Source organism: Shewanella baltica (assembly GCF_900456975.1).
Taxonomy (GTDB): Bacteria; Pseudomonadota; Gammaproteobacteria; order Enterobacterales; family Shewanellaceae; genus Shewanella; species Shewanella baltica.
Window position 1 is genome coordinate 1,522,292 of record NZ_UGYM01000002.1, and the last position, 23,001, is coordinate 1,545,292.

Annotated in this window: 20 protein-coding genes; 11 read left to right on the forward strand and 9 right to left on the reverse strand. The window is 46.0% G+C overall.

The window, feature by feature from the left end; translation table 11 throughout:
- The first annotated feature begins 135 nt into the window (after positions 1 to 135).
- Together DYH48_RS06815 and DYH48_RS06820 are read left to right on the forward strand one after the other, a co-directional pair.
- The gene (locus DYH48_RS06815) at positions 136 to 1,779 is read left to right on the forward strand and encodes a dipeptidase (RefSeq protein WP_115334364.1); all 1,644 of its coding nucleotides are present in this window, start codon (positions 136 to 138) and stop codon (positions 1,777 to 1,779) included.
- Positions 1,780 to 2,728: 949 nt separating this feature from the next.
- A complete protein-coding gene (locus DYH48_RS06820; protein ID WP_115336103.1) occupies positions 2,729 to 3,334 on the forward strand; it encodes a DUF998 domain-containing protein in 606 nt (201 codons plus the stop codon).
- Between the two features lie 663 nt (positions 3,335 to 3,997).
- Here DYH48_RS06820 and ggt read toward each other — a convergent pair.
- Positions 3,998 to 5,737, reverse strand: a complete 1,740-nt coding sequence (ggt, locus tag DYH48_RS06830) for a gamma-glutamyltransferase (RefSeq protein ID WP_006086156.1) — start codon at positions 5,735 to 5,737, stop codon at positions 3,998 to 4,000.
- Positions 5,738 to 5,845: 108 nt separating this feature from the next.
- On the opposite strand from ggt, the gene DYH48_RS06835 reads away from it, so the two are divergent.
- Positions 5,846 to 7,258: a GNAT family N-acetyltransferase gene (locus tag DYH48_RS06835; protein WP_115334365.1), complete on the forward strand. Its 1,413-nt coding sequence runs from the start codon at positions 5,846 to 5,848 to the stop codon at positions 7,256 to 7,258.
- Between the two features lie 121 nt (positions 7,259 to 7,379).
- On the opposite strand, the gene DYH48_RS06840 is transcribed toward DYH48_RS06835, so the two are convergent.
- Positions 7,380 to 8,003 carry a LysE family translocator gene (locus DYH48_RS06840; RefSeq protein WP_006082123.1) on the reverse strand — a complete coding sequence of 208 codons (624 nt, stop codon included), beginning with the start codon at positions 8,001 to 8,003 and terminating at the stop codon, positions 7,380 to 7,382.
- A gap of 347 nt (positions 8,004 to 8,350) precedes the next feature.
- Between DYH48_RS06840 and DYH48_RS06845 the strand changes: the two genes are divergently transcribed.
- Complete coding sequence (locus DYH48_RS06845) at positions 8,351 to 8,935, forward strand: sugar O-acetyltransferase (protein ID WP_115334366.1); 585 nt, start codon at positions 8,351 to 8,353, stop codon at positions 8,933 to 8,935.
- Between the two features lie 124 nt (positions 8,936 to 9,059).
- Here DYH48_RS06845 and hppD read toward each other — a convergent pair whose 3' ends face one another.
- Both hppD and DYH48_RS06855 read right to left on the reverse strand, forming a co-directional pair.
- Positions 9,060 to 10,100, reverse strand: coding sequence for a 4-hydroxyphenylpyruvate dioxygenase (gene hppD, locus DYH48_RS06850; RefSeq protein ID WP_115334367.1), 1,041 nt, complete (start codon positions 10,098 to 10,100; stop codon positions 9,060 to 9,062).
- 97 nt (positions 10,101 to 10,197) lie between these two features.
- Positions 10,198 to 11,358 (reverse strand): homogentisate 1,2-dioxygenase, encoded by a 1,161-nt coding sequence (locus DYH48_RS06855; RefSeq protein ID WP_115334368.1) that lies wholly within the window; start codon positions 11,356 to 11,358, stop codon positions 10,198 to 10,200.
- Positions 11,359 to 11,572: 214 nt separating this feature from the next.
- On the opposite strand from DYH48_RS06855, the gene DYH48_RS06860 reads away from it, so the two are divergent.
- Both DYH48_RS06860 and DYH48_RS06865 read left to right on the forward strand, forming a co-directional pair.
- The gene (locus DYH48_RS06860) at positions 11,573 to 12,487 is read left to right on the forward strand and encodes a LysR family transcriptional regulator (RefSeq protein WP_115334369.1); all 915 of its coding nucleotides are present in this window, start codon (positions 11,573 to 11,575) and stop codon (positions 12,485 to 12,487) included.
- A gap of 180 nt (positions 12,488 to 12,667) precedes the next feature.
- The gene (locus DYH48_RS06865; RefSeq protein ID WP_006086163.1) at positions 12,668 to 13,462 is read left to right on the forward strand and encodes a TIGR00266 family protein; all 795 of its coding nucleotides are present in this window, start codon (positions 12,668 to 12,670) and stop codon (positions 13,460 to 13,462) included.
- Between the two features lie 148 nt (positions 13,463 to 13,610).
- Here DYH48_RS06865 and DYH48_RS06870 read toward each other — a convergent pair whose 3' ends face one another.
- From DYH48_RS06870 to DYH48_RS06880, 3 genes are all read right to left on the reverse strand, one after another.
- A complete protein-coding gene (locus DYH48_RS06870) occupies positions 13,611 to 14,885 on the reverse strand; it encodes an MATE family efflux transporter (protein ID WP_115334370.1) in 1,275 nt (424 codons plus the stop codon).
- Positions 14,886 to 15,377: 492 nt separating this feature from the next.
- On the reverse strand, positions 15,378 to 15,722 hold the full coding sequence (locus DYH48_RS06875) for a hypothetical protein (protein WP_115334371.1): 345 nt from the start codon (positions 15,720 to 15,722) through the stop codon (positions 15,378 to 15,380).
- Positions 15,723 to 15,812: 90 nt separating this feature from the next.
- Positions 15,813 to 16,274, reverse strand: coding sequence for an EVE domain-containing protein (locus DYH48_RS06880; protein WP_071939306.1), 462 nt, complete (start codon positions 16,272 to 16,274; stop codon positions 15,813 to 15,815).
- 277 nt (positions 16,275 to 16,551) lie between these two features.
- On the opposite strand from DYH48_RS06880, the gene DYH48_RS06885 reads away from it, so the two are divergent.
- Positions 16,552 to 16,932: a DUF6508 domain-containing protein gene (locus tag DYH48_RS06885; protein WP_006082114.1), complete on the forward strand. Its 381-nt coding sequence runs from the start codon at positions 16,552 to 16,554 to the stop codon at positions 16,930 to 16,932.
- A 138-nt stretch (positions 16,933 to 17,070) separates the two neighbouring features.
- Positions 17,071 to 18,783 (forward strand): AMP-binding protein, encoded by a 1,713-nt coding sequence (locus DYH48_RS06890; protein ID WP_115334372.1) that lies wholly within the window; start codon positions 17,071 to 17,073, stop codon positions 18,781 to 18,783.
- Positions 18,784 to 18,884: 101 nt separating this feature from the next.
- On the opposite strand, the gene DYH48_RS06895 is transcribed toward DYH48_RS06890, so the two are convergent.
- Positions 18,885 to 19,157: a PGPGW domain-containing protein gene (locus DYH48_RS06895; protein WP_107948027.1), complete on the reverse strand. Its 273-nt coding sequence runs from the start codon at positions 19,155 to 19,157 to the stop codon at positions 18,885 to 18,887.
- Between the two features lie 270 nt (positions 19,158 to 19,427).
- On the opposite strand from DYH48_RS06895, the gene DYH48_RS06900 reads away from it, so the two are divergent.
- The 3 genes from DYH48_RS06900 (at position 19,428) to DYH48_RS06910 (ending at position 22,294) form a co-directional block, all read left to right on the forward strand.
- A complete protein-coding gene (locus tag DYH48_RS06900) occupies positions 19,428 to 20,174 on the forward strand; it encodes a substrate-binding periplasmic protein (RefSeq protein ID WP_006086169.1) in 747 nt (248 codons plus the stop codon).
- A 174-nt stretch (positions 20,175 to 20,348) separates the two neighbouring features.
- Complete coding sequence (locus tag DYH48_RS06905; protein ID WP_115334373.1) at positions 20,349 to 21,377, forward strand: M14 family zinc carboxypeptidase; 1,029 nt, start codon at positions 20,349 to 20,351, stop codon at positions 21,375 to 21,377.
- On the forward strand, positions 21,374 to 22,294 hold the full coding sequence (locus tag DYH48_RS06910) for an alpha/beta fold hydrolase (protein ID WP_115334374.1): 921 nt from the start codon (positions 21,374 to 21,376) through the stop codon (positions 22,292 to 22,294). The genes DYH48_RS06905 and DYH48_RS06910 overlap by 4 nt, the downstream gene beginning before the upstream one ends.
- Positions 22,295 to 22,334: 40 nt before the next feature.
- Here the strand turns inward: DYH48_RS06910 and DYH48_RS06915 are convergent, their stop codons facing one another.
- Positions 22,335 to 22,742, reverse strand: coding sequence for a YccF domain-containing protein (locus DYH48_RS06915; RefSeq protein WP_115334375.1), 408 nt, complete (start codon positions 22,740 to 22,742; stop codon positions 22,335 to 22,337).
- Positions 22,743 to 23,001 lie beyond the last annotated feature (259 nt).

The following is a 23,001-nucleotide window of genomic DNA, read 5'->3' on the forward strand; positions in this document are numbered from 1 at the left end:
AGTCGAAGATAATAGCCGCAAACACGTCGCAGATGACTGGTATAAGCAACACGTTGCCGTAAACCAGCTTAATCCATTTTCAACCGTCTCTTGCAGTACGGTCCTAAAACACGAATAACAATAATAGGATCTTCTATGTCTCAATCTGGTATTCAACATGCTCGCGTGCGTCGAGCGTTATCCTTGGCATTACTGACTGCGTCCAGCTGGGTTATGCCGCAATGTATTGCAGCGCCAGCAACAACAGCGGCTCACACAAACGTCCCCCAGTTAAGCCAAAATGCACTAAAGGTCGCCGATTACGCGGTCGCAAAATACGATGCGGCTATGGTGCAGAGTTTGACTCAGTTGGTGAGTTTTAATACCCAAGCGGTTGAAGGGCAAACGCCAGATACCAATCCCGCCTTTGTGGGCTTCAAGTCGAGTTTAAAGCAACTCAGTCAGGATCTCGGGTTAGATTATGCCGATCATGGTTATGTTGTGTTGATTGGCTTAGATGCCAATTCGGCTGTAAACAATGAATCTAAAAAGTTAGGCATAGTCACCCACGGCGATGTGCAACCAGCTAATCCTGCATTGTGGGCGAAGAGCCCTTATCTGCTTGATACTCAATCGGAACCGGGCAAACTGATTGGTCGCGGCACAGAGGACGACAAGGGCGCCATCGTTACCGCCATGTATGCGATGAAGGCGATTAAAGATAAACACATTAAGCGAGATAGACGCATTGAACTCTTGGTTTATCTTGCTGAAGAGTCCGACTGGGAACCACTGAAAACCTTTTTAGCCAGCTACACGCCAGCGGACATGAACATTACTATCGATGCCGAATACCCCGTGGTTACCGCCGAGAAAGGTTGGAGCAAGATTACCTTTACTGTGCCCAATATTACGATCTCCAATATAGAAGCTAAAGCAGAGGCTTCAACTCAAGCGCCCACGTTAACGGCTTTCTCTGGTGGCTATTTTGCCAGCCAAGTACCGCAGCAGGCTGAAGCAGAAATTGAGGCGGTTTCACCCGCATTACTGACAAAGTTACAGACCAGAGCCGCCGCGCAGCAGGGGATGAAATATCGTTTTGAAAACCATTGCGTCGATAAACAGTGCAACTTGCATATCTTTGCCGACGGTAAAGCCGCCCATTCATCCACTCCTGAAGATGGAGTGAATGCTGTGACCCATTTGGCGGCATTGTTAAGTCCCGAATTGAATGATAAACCTTGGCCGAAAACTAGCGCATCCTTAACTGTCGCCGCCATGAACGAGCTGGTGGGGTTAGGCATTTATGCCGAGCAGTTTGGTGACTTAGCCTATAAAGATGATTTTATGGGACCGCTGACCTTAGCCCCAACTGTGGTGGTGCAAACTCAGAAGGGCACTGAGGTGACCATTAACTTGCGTCGTCCCGTCGGCAAAACACCAGAGTTACTCACTAAGCAAGCCCGTGAAGCCTTAGCCCTGTGGCAGGAGAAACATCAAGTGCAACTTGCTGATATCGAAAGTTATTGGGGCGAGCCTATGGTGATGAAAGGTGCGCCGCAGCAACAAACCCTGCTCGACGTGTTTGCCCACTTCACTGGCATAGTCGACCCTAAACCCGTTGCAATCGGCGGCTCAACCAACAGTAAATTATTCCCCAATGCCTTAAGTTTTGGCCCTGCCATGCCGGGCGTGGAATACACTGGCCATACTGAAAAAGAGTTCATCACCCATAAGCAATTTATGCTGAATCTAAAAATGTACACCGCAGCGTTTATCGAGCTATCGGCGGTTAAATAGCGCTCTTTGTGAAAGTGATTTTGGGATGGCACAAAAGTGTTGGGTAGAAATAAAGTCTGTATCAAGTATTAAGCTAAGCATTAAGGGTTAATAGAACTATGGCGGTTAAATCTTAGATTTCCGCCATTCCAACTTGAAATGCTCAAAAGCTCAAAAGCTCAAAAGCTCAAAAGCTCAAAGCTTGTGAGTTATATCGTCAATTGTGCTGCATGAATTGTCATTGTTTCCCCAGTGACTCGCCCCCTTTCATTTAATAAGAAGTATCCCTGAGGGCTCTACTTAACATGCCGCCAACGGTCACTGTTGCAACAATGCTAATCCTCACTGCCCCTTTCGCTGTTCGTTTAGCTAAAAAGCTATTGCCCCAAAGCAAGACAACTGAGTTACGCAGCATTAATTGTCATTGTTTTCCCAGTGACACGCCGTAAACTCATCCCTGAGGGCTCGACGGCGACATCCATGTCGCCAACGGTCACTGTTGCAACAATGCCAATCTTAACTAAGTCCCTAATTCATAAGTCCATCCTAAAAAGCTTTTGCCCCAAAGTTTGCTAGCACTTGTTTAGTGAATCGAAAAAGGACTAACGAGTTGCCCTACAAAATCTCATCTATTGGCCTAATGTTTGGCTCTACCGTAAAGTGACTAACAATGCATAGGTATACAGTCGTATTTAAATTTAGATGCTTTTGAGTGTTTTTAAACTCATGAGTTTGCGCGTTTATCCAGTCAAAACTTAACAAAACCCTTTAAAATTATTTGTATATACTTTTCTAAAATTAGTTAATAGGTTTGGAAAACGCGCATGCGCGTTTTTCCGGTTGGTGTATTTGATAAAAATCTGATAAATTCTTTGCATACAGGTAGTTAAGTGTGCGCGTTTTCACTGGTCTAATGAGGTAAACGCGCATGCGCACTAATAAAATGTTAGTTTACAAAGGGAGTTTGGTGGTGTTTGAGAGTATTGCGATCTATTCAGGATTAATTGCAACAGTCTGGATATTCATTGGTGTTAATGTAGCAAGTAGGTTTTATGCTGGTTACAGCCATTCAAAGCAATTTTGTAGTGAGTTAGGTGCGACTGGTAGCCCAACTGAAAAATTGTCTCCTTTAATTAATAATTATCCTCTTGGTTTTCTATTTTGCTTTTTCGGTTGGTATCTGGCTCAACTCTCAAATGTTTCAACTTTAGTGAATATTGCTGGTTGGTTAGTTATAGCTCATGGTGTTGGTACATGGGTCGCCGGTTACTTCCCAATGGACGCCGATCCATTTACTAAGAATCCAACTTTTAATTGTAAGGTACATTCTTGGGCAGGTTTTATCATGTTGCTTTCATTAGTTGTAGCACCAATATTAATTGCTATCAGTCCAACAACTGAAATTATTCCATTATATTTCCGCATTTTTTCATTGGTTTCTGTTGTCGCTGCTGTTTATTTTCTTTTCGCAATGGCTAAAGCTGTAAAATCCCAAAGCAATCCTGGCATCCATCAGCGTATTTCATATGGCTTTCAGCTAATTTGGCTAAGTGCTTTTTCACTAGTATTGGCGTAATTGTAAACTAACAAGCAAATTAATCAGGACAAATAACAGTTGGTTTTTGCTCCTGCGTCGCTTATTTTAACCAACTGATATTTGCGCATTATTTGGGCGTTACCCATAGAAATTTTAATCCGAAATTCATGAATTAGAGTTAGGAATCTAACATGCTTTTGTCCAAAAGCGTGCTGGGTATCTCCTTCATACAGACAGGTTACACTAGTGCCAAAAAGGTGAGCCATGGTGATTTGCGAGACGACCGTCCGCCCCATGGACGGGGCGGTCGAGCATCCAAGGACGGACTAGCTGCGTGTCGGAGAGTGAATGCCATGGCAAGCCTATATGAGTGGATACCAGCCAACGCTACGATCCTAACGACTGAAATAACAGGCCACCCAGTACAGTTTGCCTAAACTATTAGGTCTACAAGTCAGCTATGTTCAGTACGATTACTTGTTTCCACACAATAAAAAGCCCTGCTTATACAGTGATGTATAGCAGGGCTTTTTTAATCGAGAGATTGCATTCACTGAGCGGAATAAAAAGCTTTACTCAGGATTTATGACCTAGATCGAATAGGTCATAAATCCTTTTATCTCATTCACCTATTTCTCTTACTTATCTCTCACTCATCTCTTTACATTCATCTCTTTCACTAACATTGGCATCATGGAGATGCTAGTAGCCGATGGCTTCGCTACCTGAGTGGCGCGGGTCAGACGCGCCAAAAATCCCTTGTTCAGTCACCATGATTGATTGTGTGCTGCCCATAGCGGACTGTACTTTCACTTTGTGGCCTTTGGCTTCGAGCAGGGAAATGGTATCGCGGTTTAAGCTGGATTCGACTCGCAGTTCATCGGGCAGCCATTGATGGTGTACCCGCGCCGCATTACTGGCTTCGGCGATGTTTAATCCATGGTCGATCACATTCATGATGATCTGCAGTGTGGTGGTGATAATGCGTGAGCCGCCCGGGCTGCCAGTGACGAGGAAGGGTTTGCCATCCTTCATCACTATTGTTGGGCTCATGGAGCTCAATGGGCGCTTATTGCCTTCGACCGCATTGGCATCACCGCCAACTAAACCGTAGCCGTTTGGCACGCCGGGTTTGGCCGAGAAATCATCCATCTCGTTATTGAGCAAAATGCCAGTACCCTTGGCCACTAAACCTGAGCCGTAGCTGAAGTTTAAGGTGTAAGTGTTTGAAACCGCATTGCCCCATTTATCCACTACCGAGAAGTGAGTGGTTTGGTCGCTCTCATAGGGCGCGAGTTTACCTGGCTTGATTTCGGCGCTTGGCGTTGTTTTATTCATCGCGATTTGGCTGGCGATTTTTTGGGCGTAGTCCTTACTGGTTAAGGCTTTGACGGGCACCTTATAAAAGTCGGGATCGCCTAAGTATTCGCTGCGATCGCTATAGGCATGCTTCATGGTTTCTGCCATCAAATGAATCGTCTGCGCCGTATTGTGGCCGAGTTTATCAATCGGGAATTGTTGCAACACATTAAGCATTTCTATGATGTGCACGCCGCCCGATGATGGTGGTGGCATAGACACAACCTCGTAGCCACGGTATTCGCCTCGGACGGGTTCGCGTTCCACAACCTTATAATTTTTAAGGTCGTCTAAGGTCATAATGCCGCCAGCGTCTTTCACCGCATTGATAAGCTTAGTGGCGGTTTCACCTTCGTAGAATCCTTTGGTGCCTTTTTCAGCGATCAGACTTAATGAATGGGCAAGCTCAGGTTGTTTAAGAATATCATCAACTTGATAGTCGCTGCCGTCGGCTTTGTAGAAGATAGCAGCCGTGGTTGGCCATTGGGTCATCCGGCGTTTTAGGCCTGCAAGAGATTCGGCAAGATCTGGCGTGACGCTAATGCCTTCCTGCGCCATTTTAATTGCGGGTGCAGCGACTTGGGCGAGTGTCATAGTGCCATATTTTTCAAGGGCTAAGCTCATGCCCATCACGGTACCAGGGACACCCACGGCAAGGCCGTGTTCGCGGCTCAGCTTCTCAACTGCATCGCCATTCTCGTCGAGGAAAATATCTTTTTTGGCTTTAGACGGCGCCATTTCGCGGTAATCGATTGCTATGGTTTTGTTTTCTTTAGCAATATGCACCAGCATAAAACCGCCGCCACCGATATTACCAGCACGCGGTAAAGTGACTGCCAAACTGAAGGCCACGGCCACAGCCGCATCAACGGCATTGCCGCCTTGTTTTAGGATCTCAACGCCAGTGCGACTGGCGAGTGTTTCTTGGCTGGCAACCATGCCATGCTTGGCCCACACAGGTTGTGCTGTGGCCATCTGGCTGAAAATTGACGATTCTTCGGCAAGCAGACTGGGTGATGATAGTAGGGGAAGCGCCATGGCAATGGCGAGAATAAGAGGTCTAAAAGGTCTTGTTGGACGCATACTCAATCCTGAATTTATTTTCATTATGGCTATGCAATGTGCCGAGAATTAGGCTTAATTGCAACCTTGTATATTAGTTAAGATCCGTAAAGGACGAGAATTTACCCAATGAGACAGCTTATCTTGGCCTTTGCGAGCTCAATGTCGGACATATCGGCCTGTGCGTGGAATGCCGTTATGGGTGAGGCGAATCCCTTCTGTCGCCATGAGTTTCTGTTGGCACTAGAGCAAAGCCATTCGGCCTGCGCTGCAACGGGTTGGACGCCGCGGCATTTATGCGTGTTTGATATGGGTGACAGATTAAATGATGTCGTAAGTACCGATAAAAGCCTGTCGCCTTTGGCTGCAGGGGCACTGATAAGTCGGCAAGCGGCTAAGCACTTCAATCCATTATCGCTGGTGGCGGTGATGCCCTTGTATCAAAAGTCTCACTCCTACGGTGAGTATGTGTTCGATTGGGCGTGGGCCGAAGCCTATGAGCGCCATGGACTCGATTATTATCCTAAATGGGTGAATGCGATTCCTTTTACCCCAGTGCAAGGGCGAAGGATGGGCATTCATCCTGCATTCGATAGCGTTGAGCAACTGCGCGTGGCGCAATTACTGCTGCTGACATTGAATCGCCGGCTAACATCAGAGCTGTTTGCGTCAGAGCCCTGTGTGTTAGAGCAAGGTGATTCGGTTTTTGATGAGTCAGAGCTTAATCAACCCGTTGTCGATGAAGCTGATCTTGATGGATCAGTACAAAGCGCTAAAGAGCTGGGCGACAGCCCAATTTCTTCATGGCATAGCTTGTTTGTTACTCCAAGCCAAACACCGTTATTTGCAGGCTCGCCCAATCCGCTGTTAAAACGCTTAGGGACTCAGTTCCATTGGCATAATCGCGGTTATCGTGACTTTGATGATTTTCTGGCGGGTTTTAGTTCGCGCAAACGTAAGAATATCTTGAAGGAGCGGGCGCAGTTACAGCCTTTTAATCTTAAGTTTCACTTTGTCGAAGGTGAACACATTACCGTTTCACAATGGCAGACGTTTATTCAGTGTTATCAATTAACTTACCTTAAACGCTCCGGTCATCGCGGCTATTTAACGCCCGAGTTTTTTCAGCAGTTGGGGGCACAACTCGCTGCGCAAGTCTTACTGTTGGTGGTCGAAGATGCCAAGGGCGAGATGGTAGCTGGCGCCTTGTATCTCAAAGGCGAGAATACCTTAGGGCAGAAATGCTTATATGGCCGTTATTGGGGCACAACGGTTGAGCTCGACGGCTTGCATTTTGAGGCCTGTTATTACCAAGGTATTCAATACTGTATTGAACATGGGTTCCAGATGTTTGATGCGGGCGCACAGGGCGAGCATAAGGTGCTGCGCGGCTTTGAACCTGTTGAAATGTATTCCTACCATAATATCGCCCACTTAGGATTTAGGGCGGCGATTGCCGATTTTGTTGAGCAAGAAGCACAGCAAATGCAGCAATATATGGCACAGATGCGAGCTGTTTTGCCCTACAAAAAAGAGCCCTAATAAAAGACCGAGTTAACGGGACATTATTGGGCTCTCATTTATGTCGTGTATTTTTAATCCAAGCAGATTAATCTAATATTTTTAAAACTAAGCTGTTAATTCAAATGGTTAGCTATGAATGTTAGCTCATGGCTAACCACACGCCCACGCCTATCATCAGGCTGCCTGCAATGCGGTTTAACCAGCGAATATTATCGCCGCGGCTTAGGAAAATACGCAGGCTTTTGCCGCCGCTGGCGTAGGCGAGCATAGAGGTAAACTCGGTCACCATAATAATGCTCAGCAGTGCGAGCAGCTGCGGCGCAACGTCGCGCTCGGCATTGATAAAAGGCGGCAGTAGCGACACCATAAATGCCCAACCTTTAGGATTGGCAATGGCGGTAATAAAGCCTTGGGAGATCAAGGTTAAATTGCTGGCTCTGGGGTTAGTGTCGTCATCGCTTAACATGGCCATCTTACCGCGGGCGCGCCACATTTGTACGCCGATAAAGCCTAAATAAATTCCGCCAACCCATTTAAAGATTTGAAAGACTTCGGGATAGTTGAGCATGATACTGGCAACGCCCATCACGGCGGCTGTCGCCACTAACGCTACGCCTACCAGTTCACCCAGCATCATCCACAGGGTGCGGCGCACACCTATGCTCATGCCCAGTGTCATGGCGAGCGTCATGCACATGCCTGGCGTGATAGAAACAAAGAAGAAGGTCGGGATAAACACTGCAAGTAAAGCAAAATCTGGCATGGTTTGGTCTGTCTTGGGTGAAGATGTGAAGGCCGATAGTGTAATGAAAACCGCGGTTTTAGCCAATCTGCGTCCCGTTTTTTTCGATGCGTAACTGTAACTTAGTATGTAAACAACTCGGCTTTTTGGGATGTTTACTCTGCAATCACCACAAGACCTTGCTATTCATCTATCGAGTTTACCCAGCTGATCCCCATCTTTGCGGTACAAAGTGCGCCGTATTAGCGATAGATGAGAGATTAACATCGTCATATTTTCTGTTTGTCGCTTTTGTCGCTTTAGCCACTTGAGCTTGAATGCTGAGGTTTGGTAGGGTGACAGCATGAAATAATCGCAGGGGATGCATGATGGTTGAAAGTGAAGGGATTGAAATAAAACAGACAGAGAAACAAAAAATGTTAGCGGGTCAGCCCTATAAGGCTTGGGATGATGAGTTATTGGCTGAGCGGATGCGGGCGAAATCAGTTTGCCATCAGTTTAATCTTGCCGAACCGACTCAGCTTGATGCGCGTATGGAGCATCTTCGTGGCCTGCTTGATATTCAACATTGCGCCCATATTGAGCCCAACTTCTTTTGTGACTACGGGTATAACATCCATATTGGTAAACAATTTTATGCTAATCATAATCTAACCATATTGGATGTTTGCTCTGTCTCGATTGGCGATAACGTGATGTTTGGTCCCCATGTGATGATTTCTACCGCCACGCATCCTATCGATCCCATCGCACGGCAAACGACGGAATACGGCGCGCCAATTCAAATCGGCAATAATGTCTGGCTTGGGGGTAATGTCTCAGTGTTGCCCGGTGTGACCATTGGCGATAATTGTGTCATCGGTGCTGGCAGCGTAGTGAATAAGAGCATTCCGGCTAACTGTGTGGCGGCTGGCAACCCTTGCAAGGTTATCAAACCCATCAATGTGGAATAATGCAGGAAGGTCGATGCCGAGTGATTGGCGTCAATGCTGATGCTGATTTAGATGACGATTTAGATAGTCGTAGAAACAAAAACGGTACGCAGTGCGTACCGTTTTTTATTAGCAGGATAAAAACTTACAGTACGCCGCGGCGCATTTGATCCCGTTCAATCGATTCAAACAGAGCAGTAAAGTTGCCTTCGCCAAAACCTAAGTTATTTTTGCGTTGGATGATTTCGATAAAAATCGGTCCGAACAGGTTTTTAGTGAAAATCTGCAGTAAATAACCGGATTCATCGCCATCCACCAAAATTTGGTGATGTTTGATGCGCTCACGATTCTCAGTCACCTGCGGCAACTTCTCAAATATGGTGTCGTAGTATTCAGGGATAATGTCTAGGCATTGGATTGAACTGCCTTCCATCGCATCCAGAGATTTTACGATATCGCGACTTCTAAAGGCTAAATGCTGCACACCTGGGCCATTGTATTCCTTCAGGTATTCATCGATTTGGTTCTTATCGCTGCCTTTACCTTCGTTAATCGGAATACAGAAGCTACCATCGGGCGAGCGCAGGGCGTAGGACACTAGCGCGGTTTGTACGCCGCTGATGTCAAAGTAGCGCACTTCAGTAAAACCAAAAATGTTTTTATAGAAGTTAGCCCAATGTTCCATTGTGCCTTTGTAGACGTTGTTGGTTAAGTGATCGACTTCGATAAAGCCTTTCTCTTGAGTGATGACTTGCTCGTCTAAGTCTTCAAAATCAACGGCATAGATATTGTTATCTGCGCCAAAGGTGTCGATGAAATAAATCAAGCTGTCGCCAATGCCGTAAATCGCAGGATAAGGCAGATCTTTATTGGCATCATCGGCGGGTTTTGCACCACGTTCGACGGCAACGCGATAGGCAAAGCCAGCATCTTCTACCCGCCAGCCCATAGAACAAATGGCTGGGCCGTGGGATTTAGCAAACTTAGCAGAGAAACCTTCGCGTTCAGTGTTGAGCAAAAAGTTAATATCATTCTGTTTGTAGTACAGGATGTCTTTGTTCTTGGCTTTTTTCAGTAGTGAAAAACCAAAGTCAATAAAGACTTTGTGCATAAAATCAGTATCAGGGCTGGCGAATTCAGTGAATTCGATACCTAATAAGCCCAGTGGATTTAGTTCGCTTGCCATGATGTTTTCCTCATTATTTTAGTTCAACCGCCGACACTCTTTATCCCTTTTATTACCTTGGGATACGCAACCTTTTCGGTGCGCTGGTGGCTTAGGGCTAGTCTTCTAGCCAAGAGCGGTTGTAGTCTTTGCTCATGCAATTTTGTACATGTTCGGTTAATTTAAGTGGGGCGAACGTGTCCACCATCACTGCGTATTCATAGGTTTCTTTCTTGCCAATCGAGGCTTCAGTGCGACCCGGTTGTGGTCCGTGGGCCACACCTTTTTGATGTAAGGTCATGTAACCCGCTTCAATGCCCGTGCGGCTCATAAAGTCGCCATCGACGTAATACAAGACTTCGTCGCTATCGATGTTGTTGTGGTAATAAGGCGCTGGAATCGATTTCGGGTGGAAATCGTAAGGGCGCGGCACGAAGTTACAAATCACAAAGTTATGGGCAGTAAAGACTAAGTGATCAGAAGGCGGCAGATGGATTTTGCCTACCTTTGGCGCGTATTCGGTAATGTTGAATGCCCAAGGGTAAACACAGCCATCCCAACCCACTAAATCAAAGGGATGCCATTCAAGTGTGGTGAGTTGGTATTTATCGCCAAACTTACACACTAAGGGGAAGGCGCCGCGCTCAACCACTGCATCTTGCAATGTGGGCACGCGCAAATCGCGCTCGCAGTAAGGTGCTGATTCTAATAGCTGACCATACTCGTTACGGAAATGCTTAGGCACTTCCACCATAGAGAATGACTCGATGACGAAAAGTCGCACATTGTTGTAATCGTTGAATTTAAGCTGATAAGTGGTGCCACGTGGGATCACGAGATAGTCCCACTTTTGGATCTTAATCGTGCCGTACTCGCTGTAGAGTGTGCCTTCGCCTTCGTGGACAAAAACCACTTCATCGGCATAGGCGTTACGGTAAAACTCATCGGTATCGGCGGTGACTTTGGCGGTATAAAGTGCTAAGTCATTGTTATAAAAAATCTTGTTACGGGCGCTGAAGAAATTACCTTCACGGTCGGCGTCGCGGGAATCGAGTTTATAGTTTTGGACCAGCGAATCTTCCCAATTGGCACCGTGGCCTAGGCTGTAAGGTGCTACTTCCAACGCTTTGGTTGGCATGTTGTGGTGATATTTATTGGAATAAATATTGGAAAAACCATGGGTTGAGAACAACTCTTCACGGTAAAGCTCGCCGTTTTCCTTTTCAAATGCGATATGGCGCTTATGGGGGATCTGGCCTTGTTTCACATAAAATGGCATGGTTATTCCTTCAATATTGCGTTGCAGGGTTACCTACATCGCTGGTCGTTATGCTGCAAGTTGCATTAGTGTGATCTTGTTATCAATTTAGTTGCTTGAATGAACAAAAAAAAGAATAATAAATCCGTTATCTCAATCTAAAAATTAGATGGTATTCTAATCTTTACGAATCGTAGTGTTTCCGTGACATGTTCATTAGAGCCAAGGAGTGACCATGCGCATCGATATTGATGCTTTTAATGTGCTGCAAGTGCTGGTGGAAGAGGGCAGTTTTGCCAAGGCGGCGGAGCGATTACACAAAGCGCAATCGGCGGTGAGTTATCAAGTTAAAAAGTTAGAAGAGCACTTAGGTGTGCAACTTTTTAGCCGTGAACAATATCGTGCTGAGCTGACGCAAGAGGGCCGCGTGATTTTGGCCGAGGGACAAAGATTACTGCAACACCTTGCAAACATTGAACATCTTGCCAGCCGTTTCAGTGAAGGCTGGGAGCCAAAGCTAGAGCTAGTGATAGACGGAGCCTTGCCGATGGAGCCAATTATGACGGCTTTAAAGCGTATGGCTGAACATCAAATCCCCACTAAAATTCAGCTCAATATGGAATTTTTAGGCGGCGTACAACATAGATTCGAGCGGGATAATGCCGACTTGATGTTAGTGAAAGATTATCGCACTGGCCCCTATTATCATCCGCAACCTTTGCCAGCCATCACCAGTGTGCTGGTGGCAAGTGCTTCGCATCCTTTGTCTTTTATTCGCGAAATTAGTTTGTCTGAACTGCAGCAACACGTGGAATTGACTATCGAAGACTCTTCGCCCAATAAAAGTTACCGCGATGAAATGCAATTTGGCGGCGATAAAGTGTTTTATCTTTCAGGCTTTATCATGAAAAAGAACGCCTTGTTAAAAGGTTTAGGTTTTGGCTGGTTGCCGGACTTTCTCGTGCAAGAAGAGTTGGCGAAGGGGGAGTTAGTTGAAATCGACTTTGTCGGTGGCAGCCGCTTTACTTTTATTCCACAGCTCGTCTCGACCTTAGAGCGACCGTTAGGCCGTGCAGGACAACTTTTTACCGAGTTGATATTAGAGGAGTTTGCTAAGGCTGAGCAGTTTAATGGCGTGGGTTTAGGTTGATAAGTCGCCGTTTGTCATCTTTTGATACAAGTTACCGCATAAAACAATCGCATTTTGACATTTTATGTCATAAGTTAAGTGCTAGATTGAGAGTGACATTGAACTGCGATAGATAAAGAGTCGTCCATCGGGGTCAATCTAAAGGCTAGTAACAAGGAACTGACAGTTAAGGGGAACAGTATGTCTAGACGTTGTCATGAAGTGGATTATGAAATCATCGGCCACAGTATGCAGTTGGTTGAAGTGGAGCTCGATCCTAACGAAACCGTGGTTGCCGAAGCAGGCGCGATGAATTACCTAGAGCAAGACATTAGCTTTGAGGCCAAAATGGGCGATGGCTCAGAGCCTGAGTCCGGCTTTTTTGGCAAGTTGATGGGCGCAGGTAAGCGGGCGCTGACGGGTGAGAGCATTTTTATGACCCACTTTACCAATCAAGGCAACCAAAAGCGTAAAGTCGCCTTTGCTGCACCTTATCCGGGCACAATCCTTGCGATCGACTTAGCCGAATATGGCGGCGAGCTTATCTGCCAGAAGGACAGTTTTTTAGCTGCGGCTTTAGGTACGCGCGTTACAATGAAATTTAATCGCCGTTTAGGCACGGGATTTTTCGGTGGCGAAGGGTTTATTCTGCAAAGCCTACAAGGCGATGGCATGACTTTTATCCATGCGGGCGGCACCTTAGTGAAGAAAGAACTGCGAGGTGAAACCTTAAGGGTTGATACTGGTTGTCTGGTTGGATTTACACCAGGGATAGATTACGACATTGAGCGCGCTGGTTCGTTAAAGTCTATGGTATTTGGCGGCGAAGGCTTATTTTTAGCGACGTTAAAAGGCCACGGCACGGTTTGGCTGCAAAGTTTACCGTTCTCACGAATGGCAGACCGCATTATCGCCCATGCCCCATCTGCGGGTGGCAGTGATCGCGGTGAAGGTTCAGTACTTGGTGGTCTTGGCCGCATGCTCGACGGGCGTTAAGCCCTAAGCTCAATCGATGTAAGTCAATCACAGCACCATTTTGCAATCATGCTTTCTCTTCTTAAGGCATTCCAGATAATCCTCTGGGATGCCTTTTTAGTTGCAAGGTGTTATTTCCTTAAATTGTTTTCAGCATATTTCGCTGCTATTAAAGCTGTGTTTGGCCGTTGTTAAGGCTTTGCTGAATGCGTCTTTCAACTAGTTTAGATATTAGATACATCATCAAATAGCCTGTGCCCAAGGCTAAAATTACTGCGACGACATTCTCGGTATATAGGCGGTAAGCGTAGAAAGTACCGACCAGTACTGCGATACCGGCAAGGCGAATGAGCAGGCTTTGGGTAAAATAGCCGTGGGCTTTGATATAGGCTAACTGATAGCCGTTGAGCATCATAAATATAAAAAACATAGAGAAATGCATTAATACAGGGGCCGCTTTAATGTATTGCTCGGGGAATAACCAAGCCACCAATGGCTTGCTCGCGAAAATCATAGCGACGAAAAACACCCCGCTGATCCACAGGGAGACTTTAGTCAGCCATGACTTGATTTGTTGCACTTCGTCAAAGCGTTTTTCTCGTACACACACTGCCACTTCGGGCAGCACAAAGCGGTAGATGGGGAAGACAAACAGCAGGGTGAGGTAAGTGATCATCGGCCGGACTACCACTTGAAAATCACCCAGTTCATCTATGCTGAAATAGGCAATAGTCAGCAGTACTGTGATGTAAATCATCAAGATACTGGCACCCGCTTCCATGGACGCTGTCAGGCTTTTCTTCATAAAACTGCGTAAACCCGTATCAAAATGCACTGCACTTAAGGGCGGCGTGGCGATATCCTTGCGCCGTTTTAAGTACATATATAAGGCAACGATGAGTGATGACAGTGTCATGCTGTAAAAGAGTGAGGCTATGGCCGTTTGTTTTAGCCCATAGAAACACAAGAAAAAGCTGGTCACTTGCGCTATCGGTTCCAGCCAAGTCACTCGATTGGAGATGGCATATAGCCGGTACATAGCGATTTGATTGGTAAAATACACCTTGAGCCCCATGCTCAAAACAATGCCAACCAATTGAAAATATTCTACATTGAGGTGAAGTTTGTGTTTGATATAGGGCAAGACTAAGCCCCATGTCAGCAGCACCATAGCGATCAAGCTGTAGCGGAATATATTGGTGATATCCACATCTTGCTTGGTCTGGGAGTAAGTCACCACCATAGAGGAGCGAAATCCTGTCATCAGGATCAGCGACAGTGAGATAATATCGATAACCGTGTGATAGAGAGCCAGATCTGCTTTAGCAACCCATTGTGCTAACCAAAGCTTAAAGAGAAAACCCACAGAAATACTGGCGAGTGATGCCCAGAATCCCGCAATAATCGCCTGCTTAACCCGTTGAAGTGATGTGGTGTGTTCCATTGTCAAAATCCAGCTTTAGTCTGCGGTTATTATAGGGATGCTATGGGTGTCGTTAAGGTTTTGCTTTAGTCGCTGCTTTGGCTGCGTGAGTACCTTTTGATAACGCTTATCTGATTCGGTTCGATGCTATAACTTTATGCAAAGAACTTGATACCAATGCTTTGATGTCAGGGGCTTAGCCTTCTGTTCAGGCTAAAACCTTGAGTACCGCCGAAGACATTTCATTTAAGTTTATACGCATATTAGCACTGGCTGAGTCTAGCATTCAGCCGATAGGTGACCAAGCATCAGATAGTAAAGATATGATAAATATCAGCATGTTGCTTAATTGTAACTGTAGTCATTCACTCGCGAGAAATTGTGGGATAAATAGAAGTACAGACAAGGGATAGGGTTGTGCAAGCATCATGATTTGGGATGATGGCACGCCCTAATAAGAACTGGGCGTGCTAATAAAACTGCCGTGATTAGCCATCTCACGAATGTCTTGCGTTATTCGGTAATGATATTGACGATATCGAGGATTTTACGGCTGTTGTTATCGAGTTTGATCAATGCGCCTTCGACTTGGATGCTAATAATCCCATCTCTGTCTAAGGGCACAATGATACGACCGCGGTCATAAATATCATGCTCAAGCACATCACCACGATGGAGTTTTTTCTGCCAACCGGGTGGTAAACGTTCACCGTGGTCGACCTTTTTCTGTAATCCAGGTGGTAAGCCTTTCTCTTTTTTGTGGTGCTCGTGTTCATGGCCATCTTTAGCAAAAACTGAGATAGGCGCCATTAAGCTGAGCACGAGTCCTACGATAACCACTGACGTTGATTTATTCATCTGTGCTCCAAAGGGCATTGAGTTAATACTGTGACGATAGTGTATCTTAAATGAACCTTAGCTGAACGTTACTGAGTCGAGATGCTTGACTCAACGGGTTAACATTAGCACAGCTTGCCATTGTTCGGCGGTCACAGGTTGGATACTCAGCCTTGAACCCTTAGTCACTAAATACATGTCGGCCAATTGCGGCAGGTTTTTAATCAGGCTTAAAGGAATAATATCGTTAAATTTTTCAACAAAGCGGATATCTACTCGTAGCCATCTCGGTTTGGTTGGATCTGACTTAGGGTCGAAATACTTAGATTCGGGATCGAAGGCTGTGCTGTCGGGATACGCATTTGTCACGACTTCAGCGATACCGACAATACCGGGTACTTTGCAGCTTGAATGGTAAAAAAATACCTGATCGCCAATCTGCATCTCATCGCGCATGAAGTTACGCGCCTGATAGTTACGTATCCCATGCCAAGCTTCGGTTTGGTTCGGGCAAGCCTTAAGATCATCTATGCTGAATTCGTCGGGTTCCGATTTCATAAGCCAGTAGTTCATCTTGTTTCCTTTATTCATAGTTGCCGTTAAGCGCTTCAATATCCCTGAGTTTATCTTAATTTAGTCGAACACCCCAGTTTGTCACTCATATCAAGCATTGTGAGTTTGATTAAGTTTCGGTTCAGATAAGGTGGCTTAGCCTGTGGGCAGCAATCTTATTTGGTATGCCTTATGCAGATTCTCGATACTAAGGCAAAGCGTCAAATTCGATCTCGGTTTGTGATTGGTGCCATACAAGTTGTGGCAGCAGTGGCAATCAAAACCTGTGAGGTGTGTTATGGGAACTTCAACAATGACGTCCGACTGTGGTTTATACACTAAATATCTTAAGGATTTTACAGCGGGTGATGTGATCCTAAGCCATGAGCGGATGCTGGAATTTATTAATGACCTGACTACACAAGGTTGGTTATTGGCAAATTTCACTTGGGACTATTGGTATAACAACAGTTACTTAGTCGATAAACCCGCCTACATTCGTGAAGCGAGCATAGCACAATGCAAGTTGCTGCTGACCGCCATGACGCGACTTGAGGTCTTTAGCCCTGGCGTGTTAGAGAATATGCGTCGCCAAGGGATTTTACTGGCCATTGTTGAGCGCTTGCAAAGCTTAAATGTGCCTAAGTCGAGTACTCATCTTGAATTTATCAGCCGCTAACCCGCACTTTAATGGATTGTTATTTAATCGATTATCTTACTCTTTAGTCTAATAAAGTGCTTTTTTGCTTGTGACATGATCCGTGGATTGGTTAGTTTGGACCTCGCTAACCATAATAATAAATGCACGGAGGCCTTAATGTCAGTTCCAACAAGCCAAGTTATCAGTCCGCTCAACGTTAGCGAGTTTCATGGTGTGCGATCACCGAAACTCGTTGAGAAAACCATAGGTCAGTATCTTGATGAGATTGCGGCAATGTATCCCGACCAATTAGCGGTTGTCGTACATCATCAACATATCCGCTGGAATTACCGTCAATATCTCGCTCAAATCGAGGCGCTCGCCACAGGATTATTAAAACTCGGTATTAAGTCCGGCGATAGGGTGGGCATTTGGTCACCCAACAATATTGAATGGTGTTTAACCCAATATGCGACCGCTAAAATTGGCGCCATCATGGTGTGTATTAATCCTGCCTATCGGCCTGAAGAGTTGCAATACGCGCTGAGTAATGTGGGGTGCCGCGCGGTAATTTGTGCCGACAAGTTTAAATCCAGCAATTACCTCGAAATGCTATACGAATTGGCGCCTGAGCTAACTTCTTGCCCTGCGGGTCAATTACAGGCGAAGGCTGTTCCTGATCTCGAGTTTGTGATCCGTATGGGCGCTGAAAAATCCGTCGGCATGTTGAATTTTGATGACCTGCTCGTCGATGTGACCGCCGATGACAAGGCGGCACTCGAGAGTATCGGCAAAGCATTAAGCCCGTACGATGCAATCAATATCCAGTTTACCTCTGGCACCACGGGTAGCCCAAAAGGTGCGACCTTATCCCACCATAACATTTTGAATAATGGTTATTTAGTCGCAGAGGCGATGAAGTTTACCTGTCACGATAAACTCTGTATTCCTGTGCCCTTATATCATTGCTTTGGCATGGTGCTCGGCAGTTTAGTTTGCTTAGCCAAAGGCGCCGCGGCTGTGTTCCCCGGCGAATCCTTCGATCCCTTGACGACATTGCAAGTGATTGAGCAAGAGCGTTGCACCGCTTTACATGGCGTACCGACCATGTTTATTGCCGAGCTTGAGCATCCTGAATTTACGCGTTTTGATTTGAGTTCTTTACGAACGGGCGTGATGGCGGGGGCAACTTGCCCAGAAGAAGTGATGCGCCGAGTACAAAATCTCATGTATATGAAGGAAGTACTAATTGGTTATGGTCAGACTGAGTGCAGTCCGCTCAATCATATTACTGAAATCGATTCGCCAGTTGAGAAACGGGTGCTCACTGTTGGCCGTGCTTTGCCCCATACCGAAGTGAAAATTGTCGATGAATTTGGTGAAGTGTTACCAATTAATCAACCCGGTGAAGTCTGTAGTCGGGGATATTGCATAATGCAGTGCTATTGGAACGATCCCGAAAAAACAGCGGCGACCATAGACAGTGCGGGTTGGCTACATTCTGGTGATATCGGCCAAATGGATGAGCAAGGTTATGTGCAAATTGTGGGTCGCATTAAAGATATGATCATTCGCGGTGGCGAGAATATCTATCCCCGTGAGATTGAAGAGAAACTTTACACCCATAAAGATGTGCAGGATGCGGCTGTTTTTGGCGTTCAAAGCGATAAATACGGGGAGGAAGTGTGTGCTTGGATTAAAGTCCGCTCTGGCGCGACGATTACCGAGGAAGATATTCGCCATTTCCTCACCGAGAAGTTTGCCTATTTCAAGGTGCCACGTTACATCAAGTTTGTGGATCAGTACCCAATGACAGTAACGGGGAAAATTCAGAAATTCAAAATGCGTGAGCTGATGTATCAAGAGTTATATGAAGATATTAATGCTTAAGTGATGTGATTTGGCGAGCCTGCTTTTTTGACTTCAAGCCGCACAATGCGGCTTGAATTTTATTCAGTCTATAGGTGTCGTTTAACCGACAAGTTAACGAGTTAACGGAAGAGTCGACGAGTCATGCCATCAAGCCAAGCCGCACTTTGAGTTAACTTTCGCTGGCTGCGACGTAGCGCCAGCTTTGCCCAGGCATATTGTGTGCTGAGCAGCGCCAATCCTAAGATAATCAAGAGTAAACCTGGGCCAGGTAAGAGTAAAAAGACCAGCCCGAGCAAGGTTAAAGCTGCGCCAATCACAGTGATCCCTGCTTTAGTTATCGCGCCTTTTGCATGGGAGGACGGCGCGAGATTGAAAAAGGTAACTTTGCGCATAGGAGTTGGCCTCATGGTGAGTTAATTGAATCAAGATCTACTGTCAGCTGACTATCAGTTGTGTGCTAACTGTATATCAGTTTTCAGTCTAATCCTTTGCTCATTTATTGGCAGCTTATGTCGTTAGCCTAATTGTAACAAAACTTCACTTCCCCGCAGTGGCTTCATGGCTATACTAAAACCAGAGAAAAAATCTTGGCAGATAAAAACTAAAGCTCAATTTGTCGATGATTTACTAGTCAACCCATTCTGCTGGCTAAGGAGTCCCAAATGGTTCGATGGCGTTCAATGCTCCTTGCGTGTTGCCTTTCCTCCATGGGATTGAGCACAGCGAAGGCGGATACCTTAATGCTGACATCCTTACTTTGGCCGCCTTATTCGGGGCAGCAATTAGCCGAGCAGGGCGCGAGTATTGCTGTGGCGCGGGCGGCGCTCAAAGTGATGGGGCACCAATTAGAAGTGGATTTTTACCCATGGAGCCGCGCTGTAAAGCTCGCCAGTATGCCTAATTCTGACTATCTGGGTTATTTCCCTGAGTATTACTTTGAGACTGAAAAGTTTGTTTTTTCTAAATCGATTGGCGACGGTCCTTTGGGACTGGTGGAGCAAAAAGCCCATCCTGTGAGTTGGAATTATGTCGAAGATCTGAATCGCTATACCTTAGGTGTGGTGAAAGATTACGTGAATACTCAGGCGTTAGATCGCATGATTGCCACAGGCGTTCAGCCGACTGAAGCGGTGACTTCAGATGAGCACAATATTAAGAAAGTGGCCGCAGGCCGTATTGATGCGGCGGTAATCGATGTCAACGTGCTGCACTATTTACTTAAGCAAAAGCCCTTGCAGCCATTGGCGGACAAACTGCAAATCAACCGCCAAATTTTAGCGAATAAGCAGCTTTATATTGCGTTTCGTAATACCGAAGAAGGCCGACGTTGGCGGGATATTTTTGATCAAGGCTTGGCGCAAATTGATGTCGAAACCATCATCGGAGAGCTACTGTATCGTGAAGACTAATGCATAATTTAGGTTAGTGTGCTCTCAATTTTCCCCCTTATTTTTTCCTCTATTTTCAGCCAATTCCTCTCAAAATTACATCAGATATTCCGCTTGTCATCATTCTGTCTTTGTTCACTATTAGCATCACCTTAACGGCATGAGTTGCTTTCTCATTTTATTGATTAAGGTGACATGAATAAACTTCCCTTTGAGTTAGATACGCTGCAACAACTCATTGATACTCATCATCTTAAGTTGCAGTATCAAATTCTTGCTGACATCCCATTTCGTCACGAACATTTTCCTCTCTACAGTGTTGAACTGGGCGGAGGAGAGAAGCCCTGTCCGACAGTACTCTTTGTGGGCGGCGTGCATGGGGTTGAACGTATTGGCTCTCAAGTCATCTTGGCATTGCTGAACAGTTTGTTGCAGCGGCTGGTGTGGGATAAGCACCTACAACAGATGTTAACGGGCGTGCGGTTAGCTTTTGTGCCTGTGGTGAATCCCGTTGGTTTATTTATGGGAACGCGGGGCAATGGCAATCAAGTGGATTTGATGCGTAACGCCCCGATAGAATCCAGCGAAAAAGTCTCTTTTATGGTGGGAGGACAGCGTATATCGTCACGGCTGCCTTGGTATCGCGGCATGGGGGGAATGGAGCTTGAAACCACCGGCTTAGTTGCCTATGTACAGCAATTGCTGAGCCGCAGCACCAGTTTGATTTCCCTCGATGCGCACTCAGGCTTTGGATTGAGTGATCATATCTGGTTTCCCTACGCCCATACGCGTACCGCCTTCGAAAATGCCAATTATATTTTTCATCTAAAACAATTATTTGAACAAAGTTATCCCCATCATGGCCATTATAGGCTCGCACCCCAGAGTCAGTTTTATCGCACCCATGGGGATATTTGGGATTACCTCTATCGCCAGCATCAAGTGGCTGATCCCCATGCTCAGGTGCCGTTTTTGCCCTTGACATTAGAAATGGGATCGTGGGCTTGGATAAAGAAAAATCCCAGACAAATCTTTAATTTTGCAGGCTTTTTCAATCCGCAAAAAACACATCGGCACCACAGGATTTTACGCAGGCACACAGTGCTGATGCAATTTATAATGGAAGCTGCCTACGCCCAATCGTTAGAACAGTTAACGCCTGAACGTTTGTCTGAGCTAACCGAGTGCGCGCGGCAGTATTGGTATCGGGAGCCACAGTCATGACAACTTGGGTGTTACTGCGGGGATTAATGCGTGATCAACGCCACTGGAATGGTTTCGATCAACGACTGCGACAAAAGGGATTGCGAGTACTGACACCTGATTTGCCGGGCAACGGAACGCTATCAACCGAGGCCAGTCCGCTTAAGATTGCTGACTATGCCCATGCCGTGTGGCAGCAATTGGATGAGCAGGTGCAAAATGGAGAAGCCATTTACCTTCTCGGTTTGTCTATGGGCGGTATGTTAGCGCTAGAAATGGCGCGCCAGCGACCTTGGCAGATAAGGCATGTATTTGTACTAAACAGCAGTGCGGCTAATTTATCGGCGTGGTATCAAAGATTTAATCCACTCAATGCATTAAAGGCGTTTTTCTTGCGGGCTCGGGGTAAAGCTTTACATCCCATCGAGTCGACGATAGTGCGTTTAACCAGTTTTCGTCATCGGCGAGACTGCGGTTTAATTGCCGAATGGAGTGAGTTTCGCCGCCAATCGTCGCCAACTATCCGTAACGCCTGGCGGCAACTGTGGGCGGCTTTCCGATATCAATGCCCATTGACCGTGGAAGTGCCGATAAGTGTACTCTGTGGCGACCGTGATGCGTTGGTGAGCATTGCATCGAGCAAAGCCTTAGCACTGCACTTTCGCACTAATTTGATCGTATTAGCTTATTGCGGCCATGATGCGGCCATAGATGCCCCTGCAAAACTGGCACATTATCTGTTGGCTATTGTTGCGCCGACTAAGCCGCAAGCAGAGGTTCAAGAGGATGATGAACCTGCCCATGCTCAATATGCCCATGCTCAATATGCCCATACTCAATATAGTTGCAACGATTTACTGGAGGAAGAAATGACCTTCAACGAGGCGATATTTTCAGCATGGGATAAAAAAGCGCTATCCACTCTCGACAGTAAATAACTGAGAATGAACAGCGCTAAGGCGGTTAACTCACTATCGATTAGGCTTTAGCCACTACAGTTTGGCCGATCGGGGTTAGGCTGAGTAACGCCAATTTAAGATGCTGTATCCCAAAGGGAATACCGATAATAGTCACAAAACAGGCTAAGGCATGGACCAAGTGGCCTATGGCTAACCAGATCCCAAACAGCAAGAACCAAATAATGTTTCCCATCATGCCTAGGACACCCGTACCTAAATCATCACGACCGGTTAAGTGGCGACGGTTGATTTGTTCTTGACCGAAGGGCCAGAAGGTCATTTCGCCGATAACAAAGCAGGCACGGCCAAAGGGAATACCAATAATGCTGATAAAACACAGAATACCTGCGAGCCACCAAGCGAGTCCCATCACAAATCCGCCGAGTACAAACCAAGCGATGTTGAATATTAAGCGTAATACTGCCATTGAAAACTCCTTATGTTACTTTTTTAGCCTTTATCGTTAGCTGTAATGAATGCCGTTAGCTTTGATAAACTGAATATATGCCAATGACTAAGCGAGAAACGTGCCAATTATTTTATTTTCAAAAATCAATGTCTTACATCCACCTGTTTAAGCTTCATTTGTGATTTTTACTAATTCTTCGCTAAATTGCTAATTTCTTAAGAGCAGAAGAGCAAAGGCGGCGTTACACTAGCCATTCCATCCAATGGCTTAAAAGCCT